Raw genomic sequence first — 20,780 nt, forward strand, 5'->3', positions numbered from 1 at the left:
CACAGGAGGAGCTATGACCGACACGCTAGTTGCGAGCAGCCGCACTGTAGGACGCTGGAAGGCACGTGACGTATGGTGCGCAGTGGCAGGCATCGTGTCGCTGGCGCTTACCGTGGGGGCGGCCTCCACGGTGTCCGTGCCCGTGAACAGCGACCTGGGGCTCGTCGCAGTGCTGCCCTACCCCTTCTGGGTGGGTGTCCTGATTCTGAATGTTGCCTTCGTCGTCGCGTTGCGCGGGGATGCCGCCGGCCCGGCGCGCCGCCCCGTCATGATCTGGCTCATCGCGGTGCTCGTGCTCATGCTCTTCGGGACCGCGGCCTTCGCGACGGACATACCGCGGGGTGAGATCGCGTTCCGCCATATCGGCATCGCCGATGCCCTCTCGCGCACGCACGGGATCGACCCAAGCATCGACGGGTACTTCAACTGGCCAGGTTTCTTCGCCCTGCTGGCCACGGTGCTCCAGGCGACCGGTCTCGACCCGGTGTCCCTCGCGCTGTGGGCGCCGGTGTTCAACATGGGTCTGTGGCTCATTGCCCTTGCCGTGGTGACGGGCTACCTGACGCGCGATCCGCGGCGTCGCTGGCTCGCGCTCTGGCTCTTCTGCCTTGGCAACTGGCAGGACCAGGATTATCTGTCTCCGCAGGCCTTTGGCTTCTTCCTGCACCTCGTCGTGATCGCGCTGCTCCTCGGCCCGTTGGCCGCGCGGGCCCCCCAGTTCCGCGGCTTCCGACCCGCGGACCTGGCGGCGTGGTGGCGAGGCCGGTCGCCCGCCGAACCCCGGCCGGGGTACCGGGTGGGCGCCCTCGTGATAGCCCTCTTGCTCATCGTGGTCATCAGCGCCAGCCATCAGCTGACGCCGTTCATGCTGCTCATCGCTATCACCGCTCTCACCCTGAGCGGACGGGTGTGGCCCAACAGGCTGCCCCTGATCACCATAGTCGTACTGACTGTCTGGCTCGCCTACCCCGCGAGTGCTTACCTCTCCGGGCACCCCCCCCTGGCCGACGCTGGGCTGGAGGCGGCGACCGCGGCGAACGTCCTCGAGCGCGTGCGTGGGGCCGACGGACACGTGCTGGTGGTACAGGTCCGGGCAATTCTCACCCTTGTGCTGTGGGGACTCGCCGCCGCCGGGGCCGTGCGCGACTGGCGCCGGGGACGTCTCGACATCCGGGTGGTCCTCCTGGCCGTCACCCCGCTCCTGCTATTCCCCGCCCAGGTGTACGGCGGGGAGATGCTCATCCGCGTGTCGCTGTTCGCGCTGCCCTTCATCGCCCTGCAGGCGGGCTCGATCCTGCTGCCCGCAGATGGCAGCAAACCTGCCCTGGACGGAAGCAAACGCCGCTCCTACCACGCCGCCGACGGCAGCAAACGCCGCCCCTACCTCGCCGCGGGCGGCCTTGCGCTCGCCTGCACCCTGCTAGCCGTGATGACTGTCACGGGCCGATTCGGGAACGCCCGGTATGACGTTTTCACCGACGATGAGATGGCCGCCGTCACGGCAGCGCAGCGTCTCGCACCCACCGGCTCGGCGCTCATCTCCGCTGCCCACCCGACGCCATGGCGGAGCCAGGGCTACCTCGAACACCGGTACCGGACAATGGACGACCTATGCCGGTCCGACTTGTCGACGGCGAAGTGCGGCCCGGTTGTCTACGAGTACGCCCGGCACAGTCCCGGCGGTGCCGTCGTGCTGTTCACACGTTCGTCGGAGGCGAGTCTTGTGCTCCAGGGCTTCACCAGCGAGGCAGGCTTCGCCGAGCTGGAGAAGTGGCTGAGCACCCACATAGGCGTGGAGCTTGTGTACAGCAACGCCGACGCACGCGCTTACCGGGTGACGCCATGAACGGCGTCAGCAGGCCCACTCTGGCCCTCGGTATCTCGGCCGTCGTGTTGTCGCTGGTGACCCTGCTCGGGTTGCCGACACCGCTGCAGGCGGTCGCGGCGGCAGTGATCCTTGTCTTGCTCCCCGGGCACGCATTGGCCCGGTTCACGCAGGTATCCGACGTCGCGCTCCGCGCACTGCTCGTCCTGGCTCTCGGCCTCGCCGTGCTCACGGCGGTCTCCATGGCGATGTTCTACCTCGCTGTGTGGTCGTGGCAGGCGTGCGTCATCACGATGGGTGTGATTACAGTTCTCGCGTGCTTGGCACGCGCACGGCAGGAGGCAACAACATGATCATCGAACTCGCGGGACTGTTCACAGCTGCCGCCCTGCTCGTCACCCTCGTCGCGCTCGAGGTCAGGCACGTCGGACCGGACGCCGGGCAGCCCAGCCGGCACAGGTTCCTCAGCCCAACGGTGACCCTTCGGGTCGTCGCCATCCTGGGAGCGATGTACCTGTTGCTTTTCCTTCCACGGGTGCTGGGACTGCTCTCGTGAGCCGCGCGGGCCGGTGGTGGCTGCTCAGTGACCTTCACCTGGGCGCGTCGGACGACGACCCCCGCCGCCCCGGAAGAGCGCTGGCCGAGTTCCTGCGCCGCGAGGTGCTCGCAACCTCGGATCCGCAGCAGCACGTCGTCTTCGTCGGTGACACGTTCGAGCTGGTCGGGCTGGCCGAGGAGGAGAGCGTGGCCCGGCTCGAGTCCATCCTCGCCAGCCACCCGGACACACACAGGGCGCTGGAGGCGTGTGCGGCACGCGGCGTGCAGCTGCACTTCGTGTCCGGCAACCACGACGTGGAGCTGGCCCGGCCCTCGGTTGCCGCCCGCCTGTCGGCGCTGCTGTCACCAGCGGAGCCGGCACGGGTCCGGGTGTACCCGTGGTTCCTGCACGTGCCCCGCGTGCTTGTAGCGGAGCACGGGCACCAGCACCACGCGCTGCATCGTCTGCCCGAGGTGCTCCGTTCGGCGGTCAACGGCACCGATGAGCTGGACCTGCCACCACTTGCCGCCTGGCACGCCCGGCCGTCGAGTTCGCGCCTGAGCCGTGCCGGGGCCGTTGCCCGGGCCTGCCTGGCGTCCGAACGGGCGGAACGCCGCGTGCGGGAAGTCGCGTACGGCGAGCTGTTGCAGGCCGAGTCACAGCGGCTCGAGCTCGACGGGCTGGCTGTTCGGGATCTGGCCCGCCTGTCCCGGTTCCGGACGATATCGGCACTCCCGGTCGCCGCGACCCGCATGGTCCTCGCGGCCGCCGGGCGCAGCATCGCCAGCGAGGAGGCTCCTGCTGCGGCGGGCCGGGTTGCCCGTACGCTCGAGGAGCACGGTTGCCGGGTGGCCTGGTACGTCTCGGGCCACACCCACCGTGCCCTCGAGTCGGCGCTGGAGGCGAGCCCCACCCGGTACATCAACACCGGCACGTGGGGTTCGGACGTCCGCGGCAGCGGCCCTGACCAGTCGGACCGTCACACCTTCCCGTACGCCGTCGTCGACGTCGCCTCCGACGGCGCCATAGGCGGCGGGCTGCGGTACTGGCGGCGTCCGGACGGGGGCTGAGCCGTAACCGGTGCCAGCGCACCGCCCGGGCTCGAATTCTCGTGGGGTTTATCCGCGGCGGGTGCGCCCTTTCCGTCAGTCAGCACCGCCAGGGCTTGTAAGGCATTACTTGGAAGGCATTGCCGCTGCCCAGGCAGGCTGAGCGCCAATCGGATCATGCCGCCGGTCAGAAGCCTCGTGCACCGCTTGCTGCCGGTGTGTTCGGCCCAGCCGCTGGAAGCGTTGCGGGAGTCAGCTTCCTGAGACGCCAGATGGCAATCAGAGCTGCTGACGCCTGGGCGGCGGACCAGAGCGCTGCCACGCCGAGGAGGCCGAATTCGTGGGCGCCTAGCGAGGCCGGCCCCACGACAAGGACGGCAGCGAAGGCAGCTACGGCTGTGGCCTCGGCGAGGCGGCCTTGCGCCCGGCACAGACCGAAGTAGACCTGAGTCACGCAGCCCAGCAGCAACGCCGGCACCAGGACAGGAAGCAGGATGGCGGTCGCCGCGTACTCCGGGCCAAGGAAACCGAGAAGGTAGGGGCCAGCTATGAGCAACATCGCTCCACCAATGAATGTGAGGGCGAGGCTGGTCTTGAGGGCGGAGGACACCAGTCCGGGCCTTGACCTGCCTCCGGCCAGCGCGGTCTGCAGGGAGAACCCGGAAGACTGAGGAAAGAAGAAAACCGCCGAAGCCATCATCCACGCCATGTACCAGGATGCGGTTGCGGCCGGGCCGAGCGTAGCGGCCACGATCAGTGGAAGGAGATAGCGGGGGGCGCGGTCTGCGAGCATCAGCGCATGGTTCGGCAGGCCCGGTTTCAGCAGCCGCAGGACCGGTCGGACCCGGAGCCCGTGCTTCCAGTCCGGTGACACTCCGGCACGGTTGAGCTGGCGCAGCCCGAGGACCACACTGCCCAGGGCGCCCGCGCCCACCGCCACCACGACCACTGCCACTTCCCGGATGCCGGCGGCCATGGCGAAGACCAGCACAGCCAGTTGCACCAGGCTCTGGGTCAGGCTCCTGACCAGCGCGCGGTCGGAGCGTTCCTGCGCCACGCACACGTGGTCCAGCTGGTACGCGACAGCGGCGAACAGTGCCGTCGCGGTGAACATCCCGGTTATGACGGGATCGTTCCAGGCCAGGCCCACGCCAGACCCCAGCCAGTAGGTCACCGCCGCCACGGCACCGGACAACACGACTGTGGAAATCCCGACGGCGAGGAGGCTGCTGGCAATCAGCCGGCGGCCGCCGTCGGACTGTTCGGGGAGCAGGGTAAGCGTGGCCGGCCCGACCCCCAGCATCCCAAGATGCACCGACAGGAGGGCCGCGGCCACCACCGCAGAACCCATGCCGAGCTGCGCGGGCGGCAGCATGATCGCCGCCATCGCCCAGAACAGGAAACCGGTGGCCATCGGGGCCACCCGGGCGGCGGTCAGCCAGGCGGCGTTCCCGCTCACCGACAGGCCGGTGCCGGGCGGCCGCAGGAGCTCGCCGAACATCGACCTGTAGTTGTACACGAGGAAGCAGGCCCAGTACGCAAGGAACCGGGGCGCGTGCAGCAGCGACAGGCCGGCGCCGCGGATGGTGGCCAGCAGCGGCAGCAGCACAAGCCAGCCGGCACGGCCTGGGTGCTTGCGGACCGTGCGGGCCAGCCCGGCGCCGTCCTGGAGCCACTGGTCACGGGCGGCGCCGAAGGTGTCCAGGAACCGGTGCCGCACCGCCGTGATGCTGGAAATGCCAAGCCGGTAGCCGGCCTCTTCCAGCCTGATCCTCAGCTTGATGTCCTCGCCGGAGCGGAAGGTGTTATCGAACGCCACAGACAGCAGGACTTTCCTTCGCATGAGGGTGGCGCGCACGCCGAACCACGAGCGTACCCGGCTGTGGTCGTGGTGCCAGGCCAGGGCCGCACCCCAGTATCCGGGCCCATCCGCCTCGCTGACCAGGCCGAACTGCAGGCCGTCGTAGCCGCAGGCCTTGAACTCGTCCAGGAGACCGCCCAAAGCGCCCGGCGGAAGGACGACGTCGGGGTCGATAAATGCTACGAGGTCGGAACAGGCGTTCTCGACACCCAGCATCCGCGCTGCCGGCAACCCGCGGCCCTCATCAGAGATGACGCGGGCGCCCATGGAGCGTGCGATCTCCACTGTATTGTCCGTAGAGCAGCCATCCACCACGATGATCTCGCGCGGTCTTTCCGCGCGGATGGACTCCAGGCATTCGGCAAGCCAGCGCGCCGCATTCCGCGCGGGAACCACCACGGATATTTCGAGGTCGCTGACGTGTGCACGCAACTCACTCCTCCAGCTTGGAGCTGATCAGGCCGGCCACATAGTCCGATGTCCTGTCGGCGGACCAGGAGGCGGGAATTCTGAGCAGGGAGCAGGGCACGTCCTCAAGGGCGCGGCGGACCACGGCTGCCTTCTGGCTGAAAAATTCTTCCAGCGGAACGAGGCCCGTCGCGCCAAGGGCCTCGATCAGCCGCCGTGACACCACCGGGAGCTCGGAGTGGAAGTTCCCGACGATGCGGGAGGTCATCCACTCGCGGCTGCGTGTTTCCAGCCGGGCTTCGGAACCGTCGTAGCGTTCCAGGAAGATGGCCAGCCGGGTGAGCGCCGCCGATGAGATGCCGTCCTGTCCGAAAACCTGCTCCGGATGGACCATGCGGTGCTCCGGGGACCATTGCCGGGTGAAGGCGGCGGTCTTCGGATAGCGGACGATGACCGGATGGACAGCCGTGGCAAGGTGGGCCACCGTGTTCGTCAGCCAGCCCGGAGCCAAAGGCTTACGGGCGCCGCTGAACACCTCGGGATAGATCCTGCGGTGGTGCGGCTTGAGGAACATCGGTTTGGCATAGCCCATGAGCATGCTGTCGGCATCCAGGAACGCCCAGTCGTCGGCCATGAACCGCACGCCGGGCATGGCCGTAAGCTTCGCGACCGTACTGGTCTTGCCCACTCCGCCCCAGGCCGGAAGCAGGACTCCGGAGCCGCGGAAATCAACCACCGCCGCATGGATCATGGCGGCGTTCTGCCTGATGCAGAGACGGTCCAGTAGGGGAATGACGGCCGTCAGCAGCTCGCCGCGGCCCTGGACCGAGTAACCATCCCGGGTTTCCTGGACCTGAACGCGGTCCGCCGGGATATGGAGCGACTCCGGCGTGAACCGGAAGGCATCCTCGGCGTGCGACTGTTCCGCCACGTCCGCCATTTCCGCGCTAACATGCAGGCGAAGCGGTGCCCGGGACGGTCCCAGGAACGGAGCGAGCATGTCACGCAGCTGCGCTTCGCCAGGCGTGCCGGGGGCCACATCGATGCCCACGAGGCCGTGGACATCGAAGCTGGCGCCCGTGGACGGGAGCGAGTCCCTCAGGACGTCTTTTTCCGACTGACTCATGCTTCCGGCCCTCCAGCGGTCTCGATGATTCGGGCAAAGTTGCCCTGCGGGTACATCCGGATCATTTGACTTCCCTCCAGCTGGCGTGGGACTCGTGCGGCTCGAGGCCCCCGCCAGTGGGATCAAGGGGCAGGCGGCGTCCCCGGATGTACCCGCAAGTAGTTACGGCCAGCACGGCGACCGTTGCCATCGCCCGCCGGAATCCGGCAGGGTCCGTTCCCCGGATCCTGCCCAGGATGCCCGCGGCCACAGCACGGGGCAGCACGCCGCGGACGTACCGGCGTTCAGGGCCCAGGGCGCGCTTGTGGCCGACGATCTTGCTGACCAGAGCTTTTGATATCCCCTCAGACCAGCCGCGCCGCAGCATGTAGTTCAGCGTGCCCCGCTGCGCGGGGACGTAATGGTTCACCACGGCCGCCGGTTCGTACACCACGCGGCCGCCCGGCGAACCTATGGCAGCGCGGATGCAGATTTCCGTCTCCTCGCAGCCCAAAGGCAGCGAGTTCTGCCTGCCCAGGGAGGTGTTGAAACCACCCACCACCTGGATAACCTGGGAACGGAAGGACATATTGGCGCCGATGACGTTGCGGACCTCGGCCGCCACCTTGGGCATGCCGCGGTGCGTGCAGCCGATGATCCAGTCCAGTTCCTCGCCGAAGTAGGCCGGCCGGCTTGTTTCCCATTCCGGCACCACACGTCCACCCACGGCCAGCACATCGGGGTCGTCGTAGAGGGCCGTCAGCCGCTCCAGCCAGTCCGGGGCCGCCACTGCATCGTCATCGAGGAAGGCAACGACGCCGGCCGTTGCCGCCGCCGCCCCCGTGTTCCGTGCTCCGGAGAGGCCTTTGGGACCCGTGTTCTCCAGGAGCACGACATCATCGACCGAGAAGATGAGCCGCTTGTACAGGTCAACGTTATAGTCGACCACCACGATGGTCTGCTGGGGCGGCACCGTTTGTGCGCGGACGGATTCGACGGCGGCCATCAGCCGGTCCCATCGGTCTTCCGTGTAGGAGCAGATCACCACCGAAACGGCCGGAAGCCCTTCAGCGTGGTTCACGTTAATCACCTGCTATCAGGCCAAGGACGGTTGCCGGATCCGTCGGAATGTGGGGGAGGGAGATGCTGGGGTACCTGTATTTCACGCGCCTGAGCGACTCCGGCCGGGCGCCGGCCGTGGGTGCTTCCCAGCCCACGCATTCACGGGCCAGGGTCCTCAGCACGCGCCACCCGTCGCGGAATGTATGCAGGTTGGAATTGCCGGAGATCCGGTTGAGTTCGTTGCTGGGCACCTCGGCGATCCGCAAACCAGCCCTGGACGCACGGACGATCAGCTCGGTCTCGATTTCGAACCCTTCCGACGCCAGCTCAAGGATCTGCAGGCACTCCCGCCGCATGGCGATGTAGCCGTAGCAAAGGTCGGAATAGTTGCTATGGAGCACCACGTTGGCCAGGCGCGTCAGGGCCCGGTTGCCGGCGCTGCGGAGCAGCGTGATGTCCTCAGACCCGCCACCGGTGACGTACCGGGAGCCCTTGACGAAGTCGAACTCATGCTGCAGCGGGGTGACGAACCAGCCTATTTCCTGCGGATCCATGCTCCCGTCGGCGTCCAGCATGACGATGATGTCACCAGAGGCCGCAGCGAGCCCGGCCCGTACGGCGAAACCCTTGCCGGCGTTGGTTTCCGAGACCACCACCACGTCGAGGCGCAGGGCACGGGCGACGTCGACCGTGCTGTCCAGTGAACGGCCGTCGACGATCACCACTTCGTCCACGTACGAGGGCATGCGGCGCAGAACCCACGGGAGGTTCATGGCTTCGTTCAGGGTGGGAATCACCACGCTGATGGAGGCCAGAGGAACTGGCGCCGGACTTGGTGCACGAACAGTCGAAACTTGTATGGGGATGGTCACTAGCCTCACCACTCATTGGGGTCGTATGCCTATGCCCCTCCCGAGCAGCCTCCCCGGCTGGTTACGGGGAATCGAAGCGCCTGCTGCTGCGGTCCTGGCAACTTGCTTGCACTCCCCCTCGGACTATGTTCGGCTGAGCAGCCTGTAAAAAGCTTGGGATTCCTTGAAACAGCCCCAGTTTTGGGGGTCGGGGATTCCTTGGTATCCCCAAGTCCCAAATGCCACACTTTCCCCATGGTCACCCCAGTTCACCGCAACTCCCATAGGCGACGCGGCCGGCGGTTCGCCTTACTGTCGGCAGTGCTGACGCTGACAGCATGCGGCCTTATGACTGGACCGCTGGGTCAGGAAGCTCCACGCCTTCCGCTTGACAGGTTGCCTGCGGCTGAGCCGTCCGAATGGCCCAGTGCAGCACCACCGTTGGCGGCTCGACCCACTGCAACGGCACCGCCCCCAACAGAACGCGCTGCGGCCTCACCACGCTCGACTGCAGCCGCTTCAGCGGGAGGGGCCAGAAAAGCCCAGCCCGTAGCCCCGCAGCCTGCCCCGACTCTCCGGGCAGTTGAACCGCCGGCACCGGAATCCCCTGCCGCACCGTTGCCTTCTCCTGATCTACTGGCACAGAAGCTGCCGGTAGGTGACCTGCCCGGCTGGAAACAGGTATTCCTGGAGGATTTCAACAACGGCAACGTGCCAGTAGGTGCGTTTCCAGGTCCGGCCTACTCGGAAAAATGGAGTGCCGGCTACAAGGACGGAACACCGGATACCGCAGGCCAAAGAGGAGCAAAATCCCGCTATTACCCGTCTAAGGTGCTGAGTGTCAAGAACGGCATGCTTGACTGGTATCTCCACATGGAAAACGGCATCTCCATGGGCGCAGCGCCTACTCCCAAGATTCCGCACAACAGCTCTCGCGCCGGTGGCTTGCTGCCGCGGCACAATAGCCTGCTATACGGAAGGATCTCGGTGAGGTTCAAGGCCGATTCACTGCACGGCTACAAAGCCGCTTGGCTCTTATGGCCCGATAGCGGTGTGTGGCCCAGGGACGGCGAGCTCGACTACCCCGAGGGTGACCTGTCAAGAAGCTTTTATGGCGCTGTCCATTACAGGGGGAATGATCCCAAGGCAACTGACGTGTTCCGGTCACAGGTGACCTTCGCTGATTGGCATGTAGCCACGTTGGAGTGGACCCCGGGCAAGGTCGAATTTTTCCTTGACGGCAAATCACTGGGAGCAGGCACAATAGCGACGCCGATAACGCCGATGCACTATATTCTCCAGACCGAGTCGTGCCTTACCGGCTGTCCGGCGCCAGCGACGGCAGGGCACCTCTACCTGGATTGGATCGCAATCTGGAAGCCGGCATGAGTTCCGGCCCGGCTATTGTCGTCCTATGTCGAAGCTGTCCGTGAACGTGTAGTCAGCCGCCGGAACGAATCGTGCGGCGAGCCGGTCAGCGGTGGCCGTCACGTCCAGCGTGCCGAGGGCGGCGTCGCGGTTGCTCCCGGACCAGGTGGCAAAGTAGCGAGATTCCGAGTCCTGGTCGTTGACGTCGTAGAGCCCCTTACCGCCGGTTCCGACTGTGGCGAAGACTGTGCCGGCACCCTGGACCATGGCGGCGTCCGAATCAGCGAGGCAGCCTTGGGAGAATATGTCCGGCACCAGTGCCGGGCAATCCTGGCCCCGACGTATCTGGTGGCTCCGCTGGTAGATGTGGTCGTGGGCGCTCAGGACCAGGTCCGCCTTCTTCTCGATGAGCATGTCCGTGAAGTCAGCTCCCGCCTGGCAATCATATTTACCCACGCTGAGACAAGGAGTGTGCATGCCCACCACGGTCCAGGGGATGTTCTTGGACTTCGCACCGTCCAACGCGGCTGCTGTCCAGCGCCACCGCTCACTGCCCCGCGAATAGTCCAGGTTGTTTCCGTCATGGAATTTGATCCCCGGGGACACCATGATGAAACGCACCAGCGGGTTCCGCTCGGGGTAGTCGGCGTACCACTGGATTCCGTACTCGCCCTCGAGCCCCGGCAGCTTGTTGGGCAGGCAGTTGACGATGTTGGCGATGTCGCCGTCATGGCCGTCGCTCTCGTGGTTTCCGGTGACCACCTGGTAGGGAAAGTCCCCGCCCAGCTCGCCGGTGACCATGCCACAGAAATCCTGCTCGCGCCCTGCCTCATAGGGGAAGTCCCCGAGGGCCAGGTTCAGCTCAGGACGCAGGCCGCGGATCGTGTCAAGCACTTTCCGGGCTCCCGTGCCCAGCCCGATGTCGCCCTGGGCCGTGAAGTGGACGGCGGCTGGCCCCGCCGGGGAGGAGGGCCCCACGGGGCTGGGTGATGCAATTGCCCGTCCGGACGTACCAGGCGAAGCCGGCGCCCCTAACGACGACGGCGGCGGCGGCGCGGGCGGGCCGGACTGGCACGCTGTCAGCAGCAGCGCCAGCGCCATCGAAAGTACGGCCGGAGCAACCCCGGACCATCTCCGCTGTTTCCACAGTCCAGTCATGATCCCTCACACCGCGGAACTGAGCCTGATGCCGCCGCAGGCTGGCGAACAGTAATTACTGCTAGGCCCTCAGGGTAATGCCCGCAGCGCGCCGAGACCATGTGCCGGCGCCGGTGCAGGAAGGCAGTGACGCTCGAGTAACGAATATGACAAATCTTGTCACTGCACGTACCCTCGCAGTCCGACCTCTCCCACCTGGCGCTAAGGAGCCTCACGTTGAAGATCGCCAAAATCCTGGCCACGGTCACGGCCAGCACCACCGCAGTTTCAGCCGCCCCCTTCGCCGTGCAAGTTTCCTTCGACTCCGCAGGCACCAACGTGGGGTGCACCGGCAGCCAGATCGCCGCGAGCTGGGTCATTACGGCCAAGCACTGCAACTCCACGAGCCTCAGGTCGGTCCGGCTGGGCACCAGTTACCTCGGAGCCGGAGGTGCCGTCCGTTCGGTTGCCGGGCGCTACCCCGCACCGGCCGGGGACGTCCTGTTGCTGAAACTGTTCACGCCGTACTACGGCTCCTACGTGGGCCTGTCCAGTTCCTTCCCAGCCACCGGAACTCCCGCCAGGGTTTATGGCTGGGGCGATCAGTCAGAGGGGTCCGGCGCCATGTCCTACTACCTCAAAGCGGCGGACGTCTCGGTGGTTTGGCAGGGCTTGGACAGCTACGGCGGTCCGTCTGTCCGGACGCGGTCGGAGAGCGGCCACACACTCAGCGGGGACTCGGGTGGCCCGCTCATCGTGAATGGCAAACTTGCAGGGGTCCTGTCCTCCTCGGACATTCTGCCGGCCCCGAACCCCTCGACTTGCACCGGTTATTACAATAACCACGCCTCCGTGGTCCGCAACCTGGCCTGGATCACCAGCGTCTCAGGGGTTCGGGGCTCCTAGCGGTTACATCCCGGGCAGGTCGAGGGTCTCGTACACCTGGATGCTTGCGCCAGGCATCATAAGGTGCGGGTGTCCCTCGAGGAGGGCCAGGGCGCCGTCCATGTCCTCGGCCTGCAGGATGCCGTATCCGCCCACGCTGGCGCTCGTGTCCGAGGTGCCCGACTGGCTGACCTCCTTGCCGGCACCCAGGGGCTGACCCATATCGACGATGCCGCTGCCGGCCCGGGACGCCCACTCCATCCACGCCTTCATGCCCTCCTGCGCGGCTTCGGGGGAACTCTCCGCCATCTGGGATTGTGCCGACTGCGGTGCGTTGTAAAGAACTACAAACTTCTTCATTGCCGGTCCTGTCTCTGGGGTAGTGGTCTTTGGGATTGTGGACTGACGCTCCTGGCAGCGGCCGCCTCAAGGGCTTGACCCTGGCAGCCACAGGTCGATCCTAGGGGGATTCGGCCGCTGGGGATACAGTTCAAGGGCCACCGTTCACGGAAAATTCGCCCGCCCGCGAGAGGGTATTTCGCTGTGGGAAAACTTGGCTGTTAAGACGTAGAAAGCAAAGTTGAGCGTAGTAGACTCAACCTAGCTAAACCGTCTTCGAAAGGAGCACTCTTTGGACGCCAAATTCACCACCAAGAGCCAGGAGGCACTTTCAGCTGCCGCCATGAACGCCTCCACGGCCGGTAATCCGCAGGTGGAACCCGCCCACCTGCTCAAGGCACTCATGGATCAGCGCGAGGGCGTCGCCGTCGCGCTCCTCCGCGCCACTGGAGCGGACCCTGATACCGTCAGCGTCCAGGCCAGTACCGCCATTAAGGCACTGCCCGCCACGTCCGGAAGCTCGGTCCAGCAGGCGCAGCTGTCCCGGCCTTCCCTGCAGGCGATCCAGAACGCCCAGAACGAAGCCGACAAGCTGGGCGACTCCTTCGTCTCCACCGAGCACCTGTTGCTGGGCCTCTCGGCAGGAAGCGACGGCGTGGGTAGGCTGTTGCGCGACGCCGGCGCGTCGCATGAGGCGCTGACAGCTGCCCTGCCGGGTGTCCGCGGCGACCGCAAGGTCAACTCGCCCGATCCCGAGAACACCTTTCAGGCCCTGGAAAAGTTCGGCACCGACCTGACCGCCACAGCCCGCTCCGGCAAGCTGGACCCCGTGATTGGGCGGGATGCCGAAATCCGCCGCATTATTCAGGTTCTCAGCCGGCGCACCAAGAACAACCCCGTGATCATCGGTGAGCCGGGCGTAGGCAAGACGGCCGTCGTCGAGGGCCTCGCCCAGCGCATCGTCGCCGGCGACGTGCCGGAGAGCCTTCGGGGCAAGACCCTGATCGCCCTTGACCTGGCCTCCATGGTGGCCGGCGCCAAGTACCGCGGCGAGTTTGAGGAGCGCCTCAAGGCCGTCCTTGAGGAGATCAAGAACTCCGACGGCCGGATCGTCACGTTCATCGATGAGCTGCACACCGTGGTGGGAGCCGGGGCCAGCGGCGAAAGCGCCATGGACGCCGGCAACATGCTCAAGCCGATGCTGGCCCGGGGCGAGCTGCGGCTGATCGGCGCCACCACCCTCGACGAGTACCGCGAGAACATCGAGAAGGACCCTGCCCTGGAGCGGCGCTTCCAGCAGGTGTACGTCGGGGAGCCCAGCGTGGACGACACCATCGGCATCCTGCGAGGCCTGAAGGAGCGGTACGAGGCCCATCACAAAGTTGCCATCGCCGACTCCGCGCTGGTGGCTGCCGCGACGCTCTCCAACCGCTACATTTCCGGCAGGCAGCTGCCGGACAAGGCGATCGACCTCGTGGACGAGGCCGCCTCCCGGCTGCGCATGGAGATCGACTCTGCCCCGGAGGAGATCGACCAGCTCCGCCGCGCCGTCGACCGGCTCACCATGGAGGAGCTCGCACTGCAGGGGGAGACTGACGCCGCGTCCGTGGAGCGCCTCGCTGCCCTGCGGGCGGACATGGCGGACAAGAAGGAGCAGCTGGCCGGCCTGAACGCGCGCTGGGAGGCCGAGAAAGCCGGCCTGAACCGCGTTGGCGACCTGAAGGCAAAGCTGGACGAGCTGCGGTCCACGGCGGACAAGGCACAGCGCGAAGGTGACCTGGAGACAGCGTCCCGGATCCTCTACGGCGAAATTCCGGCACTGGAGCGCGAACTGAACGACGCCGCCGAGGCTGAGGCCGCCGTCGCCGACAAATCTGCCCTGATGGTGGCGGAGGAGGTCACCGCCAACGACATCGCCGAGGTCATCTCGGCATGGACCGGCATTCCGGCCGGCCGCATGCTCCAAGGCGAAAGCCAGAAGCTGCTGCACATGGAGGCGGAACTCGGCAGGCGGCTGATCGGTCAGTCCAAGGCCGTCACCGCCGTCTCCGACGCGGTGCGCCGCGCACGCGCCGGCATCAGTGACCCTAACCGGCCCACCGGTTCGTTCCTGTTCCTCGGCCCCACCGGCGTCGGCAAAACCGAACTCGCCAAGGCGCTCGCGGACTTCCTTTTCGACGACGAACGCGCCATGGTGCGGATCGACATGTCCGAGTACAGCGAGAAGCACTCCGTGGCGCGCCTCGTCGGTGCGCCTCCAGGGTACGTCGGCTACGAGGAGGGCGGCCAGCTCACCGAGGCCGTCCGCCGCCGGCCGTACTCAGTGGTGCTGCTGGACGAGGTGGAGAAGGCCCACCCCGAGGTGTTCGACATCCTGCTGCAGGTGCTCGACGACGGCCGCCTCACCGACGGCCAGGGCCGCACCGTGGACTTCCGCAACGTAATCCTGGTGCTCACCTCCAACCTGGGCAGCCAGTTCCTCGTGGACCCGACGCTGGATGCGAACGCCAAGCGCAACGCGGTAATGGCCGCGGTGAACGCTTCCTTCAAGCCGGAGTTCCTGAACCGGCTGGACGAGGTAGTGCTGTTCGATCCGCTGTCCGTCGACGAGCTCGCCCGGATCGTCGAGCTGCAGGTGGCGGAGCTGACCAAGCGCCTGCAGGAGCGGCGGCTCTCGCTCGAGGTCACCGAAGGGGCCCGCTCCTGGCTGGCGATGTCCGGCTTCGACCCGGCCTACGGCGCCCGGCCGCTGCGCCGCCTTGTGCAGCGCGAAATCGGCGACCGGCTGGCCAAGGCCATCCTGGCCGGTGAAATCTCCGACGGCGACACCGTCCTCGTGGACACCGCCGCCGATCTCGGGGAGCTCACCGTCGAGGGCCTGGAAGCTCTGTCGGGGCCCGACGGCGGCGCTCGGCTGGGCAGCGGGCTTACGGTCCGCCGCCGGGACTAGCAGGTGGTTGGCCGCTCCCTTGGTTCCCTTTGGGAACTAGGGGAGCAGGCTTGCCTTGAGGATGTTGCCGGACGCGGTGACATAGCAGTCCACTCGGCGGTCGCCCTTGGCCCAGCTGGCCGTGCTCGGATACGCGAGGCGGTAGTTCAGGTTGTAGTCGTTGGATTTCGCCGTCAGCGGCGCGTCCTGGCACGTTTCCCTGGCCCTGGTCTTCATTGCTTCACGGCCCGGGTATGCGTCGCCGTCGGCGTAGTGGGTGACCGACACCAGCTGGGCAGAATGATCGGTGGTGCAGGCAACCACGGTGGACTTGGATGTGTCGGGATCGAAATCCTTGAGGCAGTCGCCCACCCGGAAGTCCAGGGGGCTCACGCTGGCCAGGGGCAGGCTTGGCCGGGGCGACGCGGCCGCCGGGGCGGGGGCAGGATCCGCCGCCGCGGCGCCCGGCCGGTTGGCCGCCTGCATGGTGGCGCCCGCGAGGAGTGACGTCAGAAGCCACACGAGCAGGCCGCCCACCACGAACAGCGCGGCGACAAAGCCGGACTTGAGCAGGGTTTGCCGGACCTCGGGCTGTGCGAGCCGGGAGCGGAGCGCTCCGGTGAGGCTCTTTGGCCGGGCCGCATTGGGTTGCGCTTGTCCCGGTGCGGCTGATCTCGGCTTTGCCGTTTCGCGCTCGGCCGGTTCGGGTTGCACGGCGACGGCGCGGGCCAGCCCGCGTTCCCCGTCGTGGCTGGGATCGTTGTCATTCATGTGGGGCGGCACCCCTTCCTGGCGTGCGCTCGGCGGCGGGTATCCGGCAATGTGCCTTTCCGCGGGTGTGGCCCGGGCGGCCGGTTGCCGGATTCCCCTGCCCGCTTATTTCAGTCGTTCAGGAGACTCTATCGAACAAAAAATCTCTGCGAGGCCCGGATTGCCGCGGAGAAGCGGACCGCGGTGGTCTGTGGAGGCCTCCGTGGCAAGCAGATGCCGCCGAAAGCATGTAATCTAGGGGTACGACAAACTGACCAAACATTCCGGGGCCTCACCGATCGCCAAAGGTGACCACCTCCGGTCCAAGTACAAAAGGGGGTCACGCCATGGGGCGCGGCCGTCAAAAGGCAAAAGCTACCAAGCAGGCTCGGGATATCAAGTACTACTCCCCGAACACTGATTATTCGGCCCTTCAGCGAGAGCTCACGGGTCCGGGAAGTCGTGCCACGAGCCATTTCGCGAATGAACCGGTCGAGCCGGACTATTCAGCCTACGTGGATAAGTACGCGGACGATTTGGATGAAGACGACGACGAGGTAGACAGCCGTCGTATCGGTTAGTCGTTCCCGCTGAACCGCCTTAAGGCAGTTGGCTGTGAGCCGCCGTCGTACACCATAGTTATCAGGCCCGTTGGGCACGCCAGTCTTTGGCGTGCCCAACGGGCCTTTGGCGTTGCCGCGCAGGCCCCCTTGGGAACCCGCTCCTCAGGAACGCGCCCGTAGGAACCATGCCCGTAGGAACCGTGCCCTTCAGGAACTAGGCTGGAAAGAATTCAGCCAACGAAAGGTACGGACGCATGGTTCAGCGCAGCGGGTACAGCCTTGGAGAGCTCTGCTGGACGGACGTCCAGACGCCCGATGTGGCTGCCGCCAAGGTCTTCTACGCCGCCGTGTTCGGGTGGCGCTATGAGGACCTGCCGACTCCGGATGGCCGCAGTTACGCGAAGGCCTTCCTGGACGACGACGTCGTGGCAACGGTGGCACCGCAGCCGCAGCAGGGTGGCATGCAGCGGCCCGCGCAGTGGAACATCTACTTTGCCACGGACGACGCCCGGTCCACCGCGGAGGAAGCCGACCATGCCGGCGGCGCGGTGCAGTTCGGGCCGGAGGACATCGGCGACACCGGAACCATGGTGTTTGTGGAGCCGCCGGGCGGCGGTGCCACCGGCGTTTGGCAGGCGGGAACCCATCCCGGCAGCGGGCGGCACAACGAGCCCGGTGCCTTCGCCTGGGCCGAACTGCTCACGCCCGAGCCGCAGGCCGCCGTCGGGTTTTTCCAGCAGCTGTTCGGCCATGAGGTGACGGAATACCCTCAGGACGACGGCGGAACTTACACCACCCTGATGGTGAACGGCGCGGAGGTGGCGGGCATTGCCCCTGCCCCGCAGGAGGACGTGGACGACGAGGGCAGGGACGACGAGGACGGCGATCCCGGCAGCCGCGGCTGGCAGGTCTACTTCGGCGTCTCAAGCGTCAAGGAAGCCGTGTTGTCGGCCGTGGCAGCCGGCGCCGAGGTGCTGGTGGAGCCGGAGTTCGACGACGACGGCGGCACCATCGCCACCCTGAAGGACCCGCAGGGCGGCGTGTTCAGCGTCCTGGAGGTTTAAAACAGATCGAGTGCTCGCCACCGGCCCCCTCGCCTCGCAAGCTCGGCCAGGGAACCCTGCCGGCGTGGGCCCAACCTGCCCTTATGAAGGTTCTAAAGGGCGGTTACGGAGCACTCGATGAGGATCTCGCGCGATGAGGATCTCGCGGTGTCTAAGCGTAGGCGTTGACCAGCTGGACGGCGCCGCCGTCCACGCCCTTGGCGCCCTGCACGTAGTCCGGGCCGGTCTTGACCACGGCGTCGGAATCGGCGCTGACGGAGCCCATGATCCAGGACGGCAGGCCGCGCTCGTTGAGGCGGGCCACGGCGGCGTCTGCGGCTTCGGCGGAGACCACGGCCACCATGCCGACGCCGAGGTTCAGCGTGCGCTCCAGGTCGGGCAGCGGGACGCGGCCCAGCTCGGAGACGAGCTTGAAGATGGCGGGCAGCTCCCAGGTGGAGCGGTCAACGGTGGCCACGAGGCCCTGCGGCAGCACGCGCGCCAGGTTCGCGGCGAGCCCGCCACCGGTGACGTGGCTGAAGCCGTGCACGGCCTTGTCAGCGGTGACGGGGAAAGCCCGCGCCAGGTCCAGGCAGTCGGCGGCGTAGACGCGGGTGGGTTCCAGCAGTTCCTCGCCCAGCGTGCGGCCGAGCTCGGACACCTGGCGGTCCAGGGCCCAGCCGGCGTGGTTGATGACGCGGCGGACCAGGGAGTAGCCGTTGGAGTGCAGGCCCGAGGAAGCCATGCCGATCACCACGTCGCCTTCGCGAACGCGGTCCGGTCCCAGCAGCGCGTCTGCCTCAACAACGCCGGTGGCGGCACCGGCGACGTCGTACTCGTGCTCGCCCAGCAGTCCGGGGTGCTCGGCGGTTTCGCCGCCCACCAGGGCGGTGCCGGCCACGGAGCAGGCGGCCGCGATGCCGCGGACGATGTCCGCGATGCGCTCCGGAACCACCTTGCCGCAGGCGATGTAGTCGGTCATGTACAGCGGCTCGGCGCCCACCACCACGATGTCGTCAACCACCATGCCCACGAGGTCGTAGCCGATGGTGTCGTGGATGTCCATGGCCTGGGCGATGGCCACCTTGGTGCCGACGCCGTCCGTGGACGTGGCGAGCAGGGGCTTCTTGTAGGTCAGGAGCTTCGAGACGTCGTACAGCCCCGCGAAACCGCCGACGCCGCCAATCACCGATGCATTGTGGGTCGCCTTGACGGCGTCCTTCATGAGTTCGACGGCGCGGTCGCCGGCCTCGACGTCCACACCGGCGGCCGCGTAGGTGATGCCGGTGTTGTTCTGGGCAGCATTCATGTCAGCAGTGGAGGAAGCGGAAGTCATCAGGACTCTTTCTTGTCAGCGCCGACGGTCGCAGCGTCGTGGTGGAGATCGGGCACGCGGTCGGCGTCGGTGAGCAGGTTCTCGAACTCGGCATCCGGCCCCGGATCGCAGCCGGTGGCGCCCGGCTTCTCGGCAGGGTCCTCGGTAACGGGGATGCTGTCCGGATTGCCCGGTGTGGCAGTGGCCGGTTCGATGGCCGCTTCCGCGGCGGCGTCACCGGAGGCGGCCGGGGCGCTGCCTGCCGTGGTGGCCGGCAGGCCGCCGAGGTCCGTGCGCTCAAGCAGGTTCTTGCCCAGTTTGTCCGAGCCGGGGAGCTCGATGGGGTACTTGCCCGTGAAGCAGGCGGTGCAGAGCCGTTCGCGGGGCTGCTGGGTGGCGCCGATCATGCCGTCTTCGGAAATATAGGCCAGCGAGTCGGCGCCGATTGCCTGGGAGATCTCTTCGATCGTGGCGCCGTTGGCGATCAGCTCGGCGCGGGAGGCGAAGTCGATGCCGTAGAAGCAGGGCCACTGGACCGGCGGGGAGGAGATCTTGACGTGCACGGCGGCGGCGCCGGCTTCGCGGAGCATCCGGACGATGGCGCGCTGCGTGTTGCCGCGGACGATCGAGTCATCCACCACCACCACGCGCTTGCCGCGGATCACGGACTCCAGCGCGTTGAGCTTCAGCCGGATGCCCAGCTGGCGCAGCGTCTGCGAGGGCTGGATGAACGTGCGGCCCACGTAGGAGTTCTTGACAAAGCCGTGCGCGAACGGGATGCCGGATTCTTCGGCGTAGCCCACGGCTGCGGGGGTGCCGGATTCGGGGACCGGGATGACGATGTCCGCTTCCTGCGTGTTCTCGCGGGCCAGCTGGCGGCCCATCTCCACACGGGATTCGTACACGGACCGGCCGGCAATCGCGGCGTCGGGGCGCGCGAGGTAGACGTATTCGAAAACGCAACCGGCCGGCGTCGGCTCCGCAAAGCGCTGGGACCGCACGCCCTGCTCATCGATGGCGATGAATTCGCCGGGTTCGATTTCGCGGATGAAGCTGGCGCCCACGGTGGCCAGGGCGGACTGTTCGGACGCCACCACCCAGCCGCGCTCCAGCCGGCCCAGGCAAAGGGGGCGGATGCCGTACGTGTCCCGTGCGGCGTACAGGGTGCCCTCGTCCATGAAGACGAAGCAGAAGCCGCCCTTGATCTTGGGGAGCAGCTCGATGGCGGTCTGTTCGAGGGACTTGCCCTCTTCACCCTCCAGCAGTGCCGTCACCAGGGCGGTGTCCGAGGTGTTGCCCTGCTTCATTTCGCCGCTGAGCTGGCCGTCGTTGCGTTCCAGGATCATGGCGTTGAGTTCGGCGGTGTTGGTCAGGTTGCCGTTGTGCGCCAGGGCCACCGTGCCGGTGCTGGTGGCACCGAGGGTGGGCTGGGCGTTGGCCCAGTGGCTGGCGCCGGTGGTGGAGTAGCGGCAGTGGCCGACGGCCAGGTGCCCGGTCAGGGTGTTAAGCGTGGTCTCGTCGAAGACCTGGGATACGAGGCCCATGTCCTTGTAGACGTTGATCCGCTTGCCGTCGCTGGTTGCTATGCCAGCCGACTCCTGACCGCGGTGCTGCAATGCGTACAGCCCGTAGTAGGTAAGTTTTGCTACTTCTTCACCTGGTGCCCAGACCCCGAAGACGCCGCAAGCGTCCTGTGGGCCCTTTTCGCCAGGGAGAAGATCATGAGAAAGTTTTCCATCGCCGCGTGCCACT

Annotated in this window: 19 protein-coding genes; 10 read left to right on the forward strand and 9 right to left on the reverse strand. The window is 66.8% G+C overall.

Features of this window, described 5'->3' with window-relative positions; genetic code table 11:
- Nucleotides 1-13 precede the first annotated feature (13 nt).
- From G9E11_RS18790 to G9E11_RS18805, 4 genes are read left to right on the forward strand one after another with little or no spacing between them, the layout of a single operon-like run.
- The gene (locus G9E11_RS18790) at nt 14-1,846 is read left to right on the forward strand and encodes a glycosyltransferase (RefSeq protein WP_190608658.1); all 1,833 of its coding nucleotides are present in this window, start codon (nt 14-16) and stop codon (nt 1,844-1,846) included.
- Complete coding sequence (locus tag G9E11_RS18795) at nt 1,843-2,178, forward strand: hypothetical protein (protein ID WP_190608660.1); 336 nt, start codon at nt 1,843-1,845, stop codon at nt 2,176-2,178. Before G9E11_RS18790 ends, G9E11_RS18795 begins: the two co-directional genes overlap by 4 nt.
- Nucleotides 2,175-2,381 (forward strand): hypothetical protein, encoded by a 207-nt coding sequence (locus G9E11_RS18800; protein ID WP_190608662.1) that lies wholly within the window; start codon nt 2,175-2,177, stop codon nt 2,379-2,381. The genes G9E11_RS18795 and G9E11_RS18800 overlap by 4 nt, the downstream gene beginning before the upstream one ends.
- Complete coding sequence (locus G9E11_RS18805; RefSeq protein WP_190608665.1) at nt 2,378-3,433, forward strand: metallophosphoesterase family protein; 1,056 nt, start codon at nt 2,378-2,380, stop codon at nt 3,431-3,433. The genes G9E11_RS18800 and G9E11_RS18805 overlap by 4 nt, the downstream gene beginning before the upstream one ends.
- Before the next feature lie 166 nt (nt 3,434-3,599).
- Here the strand turns inward: G9E11_RS18805 and G9E11_RS18810 are convergent, their stop codons facing one another.
- From G9E11_RS18810 to G9E11_RS18825, 4 genes are all read right to left on the reverse strand, one after another.
- On the reverse strand, nt 3,600-5,705 hold the full coding sequence (locus G9E11_RS18810) for a glycosyltransferase (protein WP_190608668.1): 2,106 nt from the start codon (nt 5,703-5,705) through the stop codon (nt 3,600-3,602).
- A 1-nt stretch (nt 5,706) separates the two neighbouring features.
- Nucleotides 5,707-6,807, reverse strand: coding sequence for a hypothetical protein (locus tag G9E11_RS18815; protein WP_190608669.1), 1,101 nt, complete (start codon nt 6,805-6,807; stop codon nt 5,707-5,709).
- 61 nt (nt 6,808-6,868) lie between these two features.
- Nucleotides 6,869-7,867, reverse strand: a complete 999-nt coding sequence (locus tag G9E11_RS18820) for a glycosyltransferase (protein WP_190608672.1) — start codon at nt 7,865-7,867, stop codon at nt 6,869-6,871.
- 1 nt (nt 7,868) lies between these two features.
- Entirely contained in the window at nt 7,869-8,648 is a 780-nt protein-coding gene (locus tag G9E11_RS18825; protein WP_311764417.1) for a glycosyltransferase family 2 protein, read from the reverse strand.
- 669 nt (nt 8,649-9,317) lie between these two features.
- On the opposite strand from G9E11_RS18825, the gene G9E11_RS18830 reads away from it, so the two are divergent.
- Nucleotides 9,318-10,088: a glycoside hydrolase family 16 protein gene (locus G9E11_RS18830; RefSeq protein WP_246469056.1), complete on the forward strand. Its 771-nt coding sequence runs from the start codon at nt 9,318-9,320 to the stop codon at nt 10,086-10,088.
- A gap of 12 nt (nt 10,089-10,100) precedes the next feature.
- Here G9E11_RS18830 and G9E11_RS18835 read toward each other — a convergent pair whose 3' ends face one another.
- Nucleotides 10,101-10,961: a metallophosphoesterase gene (locus tag G9E11_RS18835; RefSeq protein ID WP_190608677.1), complete on the reverse strand. Its 861-nt coding sequence runs from the start codon at nt 10,959-10,961 to the stop codon at nt 10,101-10,103.
- Here G9E11_RS18835 and G9E11_RS18840 point away from each other — a divergent pair.
- Both G9E11_RS18840 and G9E11_RS18845 read left to right on the forward strand, forming a co-directional pair.
- On the forward strand, nt 10,951-11,280 hold the full coding sequence (locus G9E11_RS18840; protein ID WP_190608679.1) for a hypothetical protein: 330 nt from the start codon (nt 10,951-10,953) through the stop codon (nt 11,278-11,280). The two genes, G9E11_RS18835 and G9E11_RS18840, sit on opposite strands and share 11 nt — an antisense overlap.
- A gap of 161 nt (nt 11,281-11,441) precedes the next feature.
- On the forward strand, nt 11,442-12,110 hold the full coding sequence (locus G9E11_RS18845) for a S1 family peptidase (protein ID WP_246469057.1): 669 nt from the start codon (nt 11,442-11,444) through the stop codon (nt 12,108-12,110).
- A 3-nt stretch (nt 12,111-12,113) separates the two neighbouring features.
- Here the strand turns inward: G9E11_RS18845 and G9E11_RS18850 are convergent, their stop codons facing one another.
- Nucleotides 12,114-12,449, reverse strand: a complete 336-nt coding sequence (locus G9E11_RS18850) for a YciI family protein (RefSeq protein WP_190608681.1) — start codon at nt 12,447-12,449, stop codon at nt 12,114-12,116.
- 271 nt (nt 12,450-12,720) lie between these two features.
- Between G9E11_RS18850 and clpB the strand changes: the two genes are divergently transcribed.
- Nucleotides 12,721-15,378 (forward strand): ATP-dependent chaperone ClpB, encoded by a 2,658-nt coding sequence (gene clpB, locus G9E11_RS18855; protein WP_190608683.1) that lies wholly within the window; start codon nt 12,721-12,723, stop codon nt 15,376-15,378.
- A 36-nt stretch (nt 15,379-15,414) separates the two neighbouring features.
- On the opposite strand, the gene G9E11_RS18860 is transcribed toward clpB, so the two are convergent.
- A complete protein-coding gene (locus tag G9E11_RS18860) occupies nt 15,415-16,128 on the reverse strand; it encodes a septum formation family protein (protein WP_190608685.1) in 714 nt (237 codons plus the stop codon).
- A 326-nt stretch (nt 16,129-16,454) separates the two neighbouring features.
- On the opposite strand from G9E11_RS18860, the gene G9E11_RS18865 reads away from it, so the two are divergent.
- Nucleotides 16,455-16,688 carry a DUF3073 domain-containing protein gene (locus G9E11_RS18865; RefSeq protein ID WP_003803040.1) on the forward strand — a complete coding sequence of 78 codons (234 nt, stop codon included), beginning with the start codon at nt 16,455-16,457 and terminating at the stop codon, nt 16,686-16,688.
- Between the two features lie 236 nt (nt 16,689-16,924).
- A complete protein-coding gene (locus G9E11_RS18870) occupies nt 16,925-17,734 on the forward strand; it encodes a VOC family protein (protein ID WP_190608688.1) in 810 nt (269 codons plus the stop codon).
- 151 nt (nt 17,735-17,885) lie between these two features.
- Here the strand turns inward: G9E11_RS18870 and purM are convergent, their stop codons facing one another.
- A complete protein-coding gene (gene purM / locus G9E11_RS18875) occupies nt 17,886-19,049 on the reverse strand; it encodes a phosphoribosylformylglycinamidine cyclo-ligase (protein WP_190608689.1) in 1,164 nt (387 codons plus the stop codon).
- A complete protein-coding gene (purF, locus tag G9E11_RS18880) occupies nt 19,049-20,779 on the reverse strand; it encodes an amidophosphoribosyltransferase (protein WP_190608692.1) in 1,731 nt (576 codons plus the stop codon). Before purF ends, purM begins: the two co-directional genes overlap by 1 nt.
- Nucleotide 20,780 lies beyond the last annotated feature (1 nt).

Source organism: Arthrobacter ipis (assembly GCF_014694315.1).
GTDB lineage: Bacteria > Actinomycetota > Actinomycetes > Actinomycetales > Micrococcaceae > Arthrobacter > Arthrobacter ipis.

Excerpts from the sequence above, each read along its gene's own strand:
- G9E11_RS18790 (WP_190608658.1), top strand. The coding sequence starts at position 14 with ATGACCGACACGCTAGTTGCGAGCAGCCGCACTGTAGGACGCTGGAAG.
- G9E11_RS18795 (WP_190608660.1), top strand. The coding sequence starts at position 1,843 with ATGAACGGCGTCAGCAGGCCCACTCTGGCCCTCGGTATCTCGGCCGTC.
- G9E11_RS18800 (WP_190608662.1), top strand. The coding sequence starts at position 2,175 with ATGATCATCGAACTCGCGGGACTGTTCACAGCTGCCGCCCTGCTCGTC.
- G9E11_RS18815 (WP_190608669.1), bottom strand. The coding sequence starts at position 6,807 with ATGAGTCAGTCGGAAAAAGACGTCCTGAGGGACTCGCTCCCGTCCACG.
- G9E11_RS18850 (WP_190608681.1), bottom strand. The coding sequence starts at position 12,449 with ATGAAGAAGTTTGTAGTTCTTTACAACGCACCGCAGTCGGCACAATCC.
- G9E11_RS18860 (WP_190608685.1), bottom strand. The coding sequence starts at position 16,128 with ATGAATGACAACGATCCCAGCCACGACGGGGAACGCGGGCTGGCCCGC.
- G9E11_RS18865 (WP_003803040.1), top strand. The coding sequence starts at position 16,455 with ATGGGGCGCGGCCGTCAAAAGGCAAAAGCTACCAAGCAGGCTCGGGAT.
- G9E11_RS18870 (WP_190608688.1), top strand. The coding sequence starts at position 16,925 with ATGGTTCAGCGCAGCGGGTACAGCCTTGGAGAGCTCTGCTGGACGGAC.
- purM (WP_190608689.1), bottom strand. The coding sequence starts at position 19,049 with ATGACTTCCGCTTCCTCCACTGCTGACATGAATGCTGCCCAGAACAAC.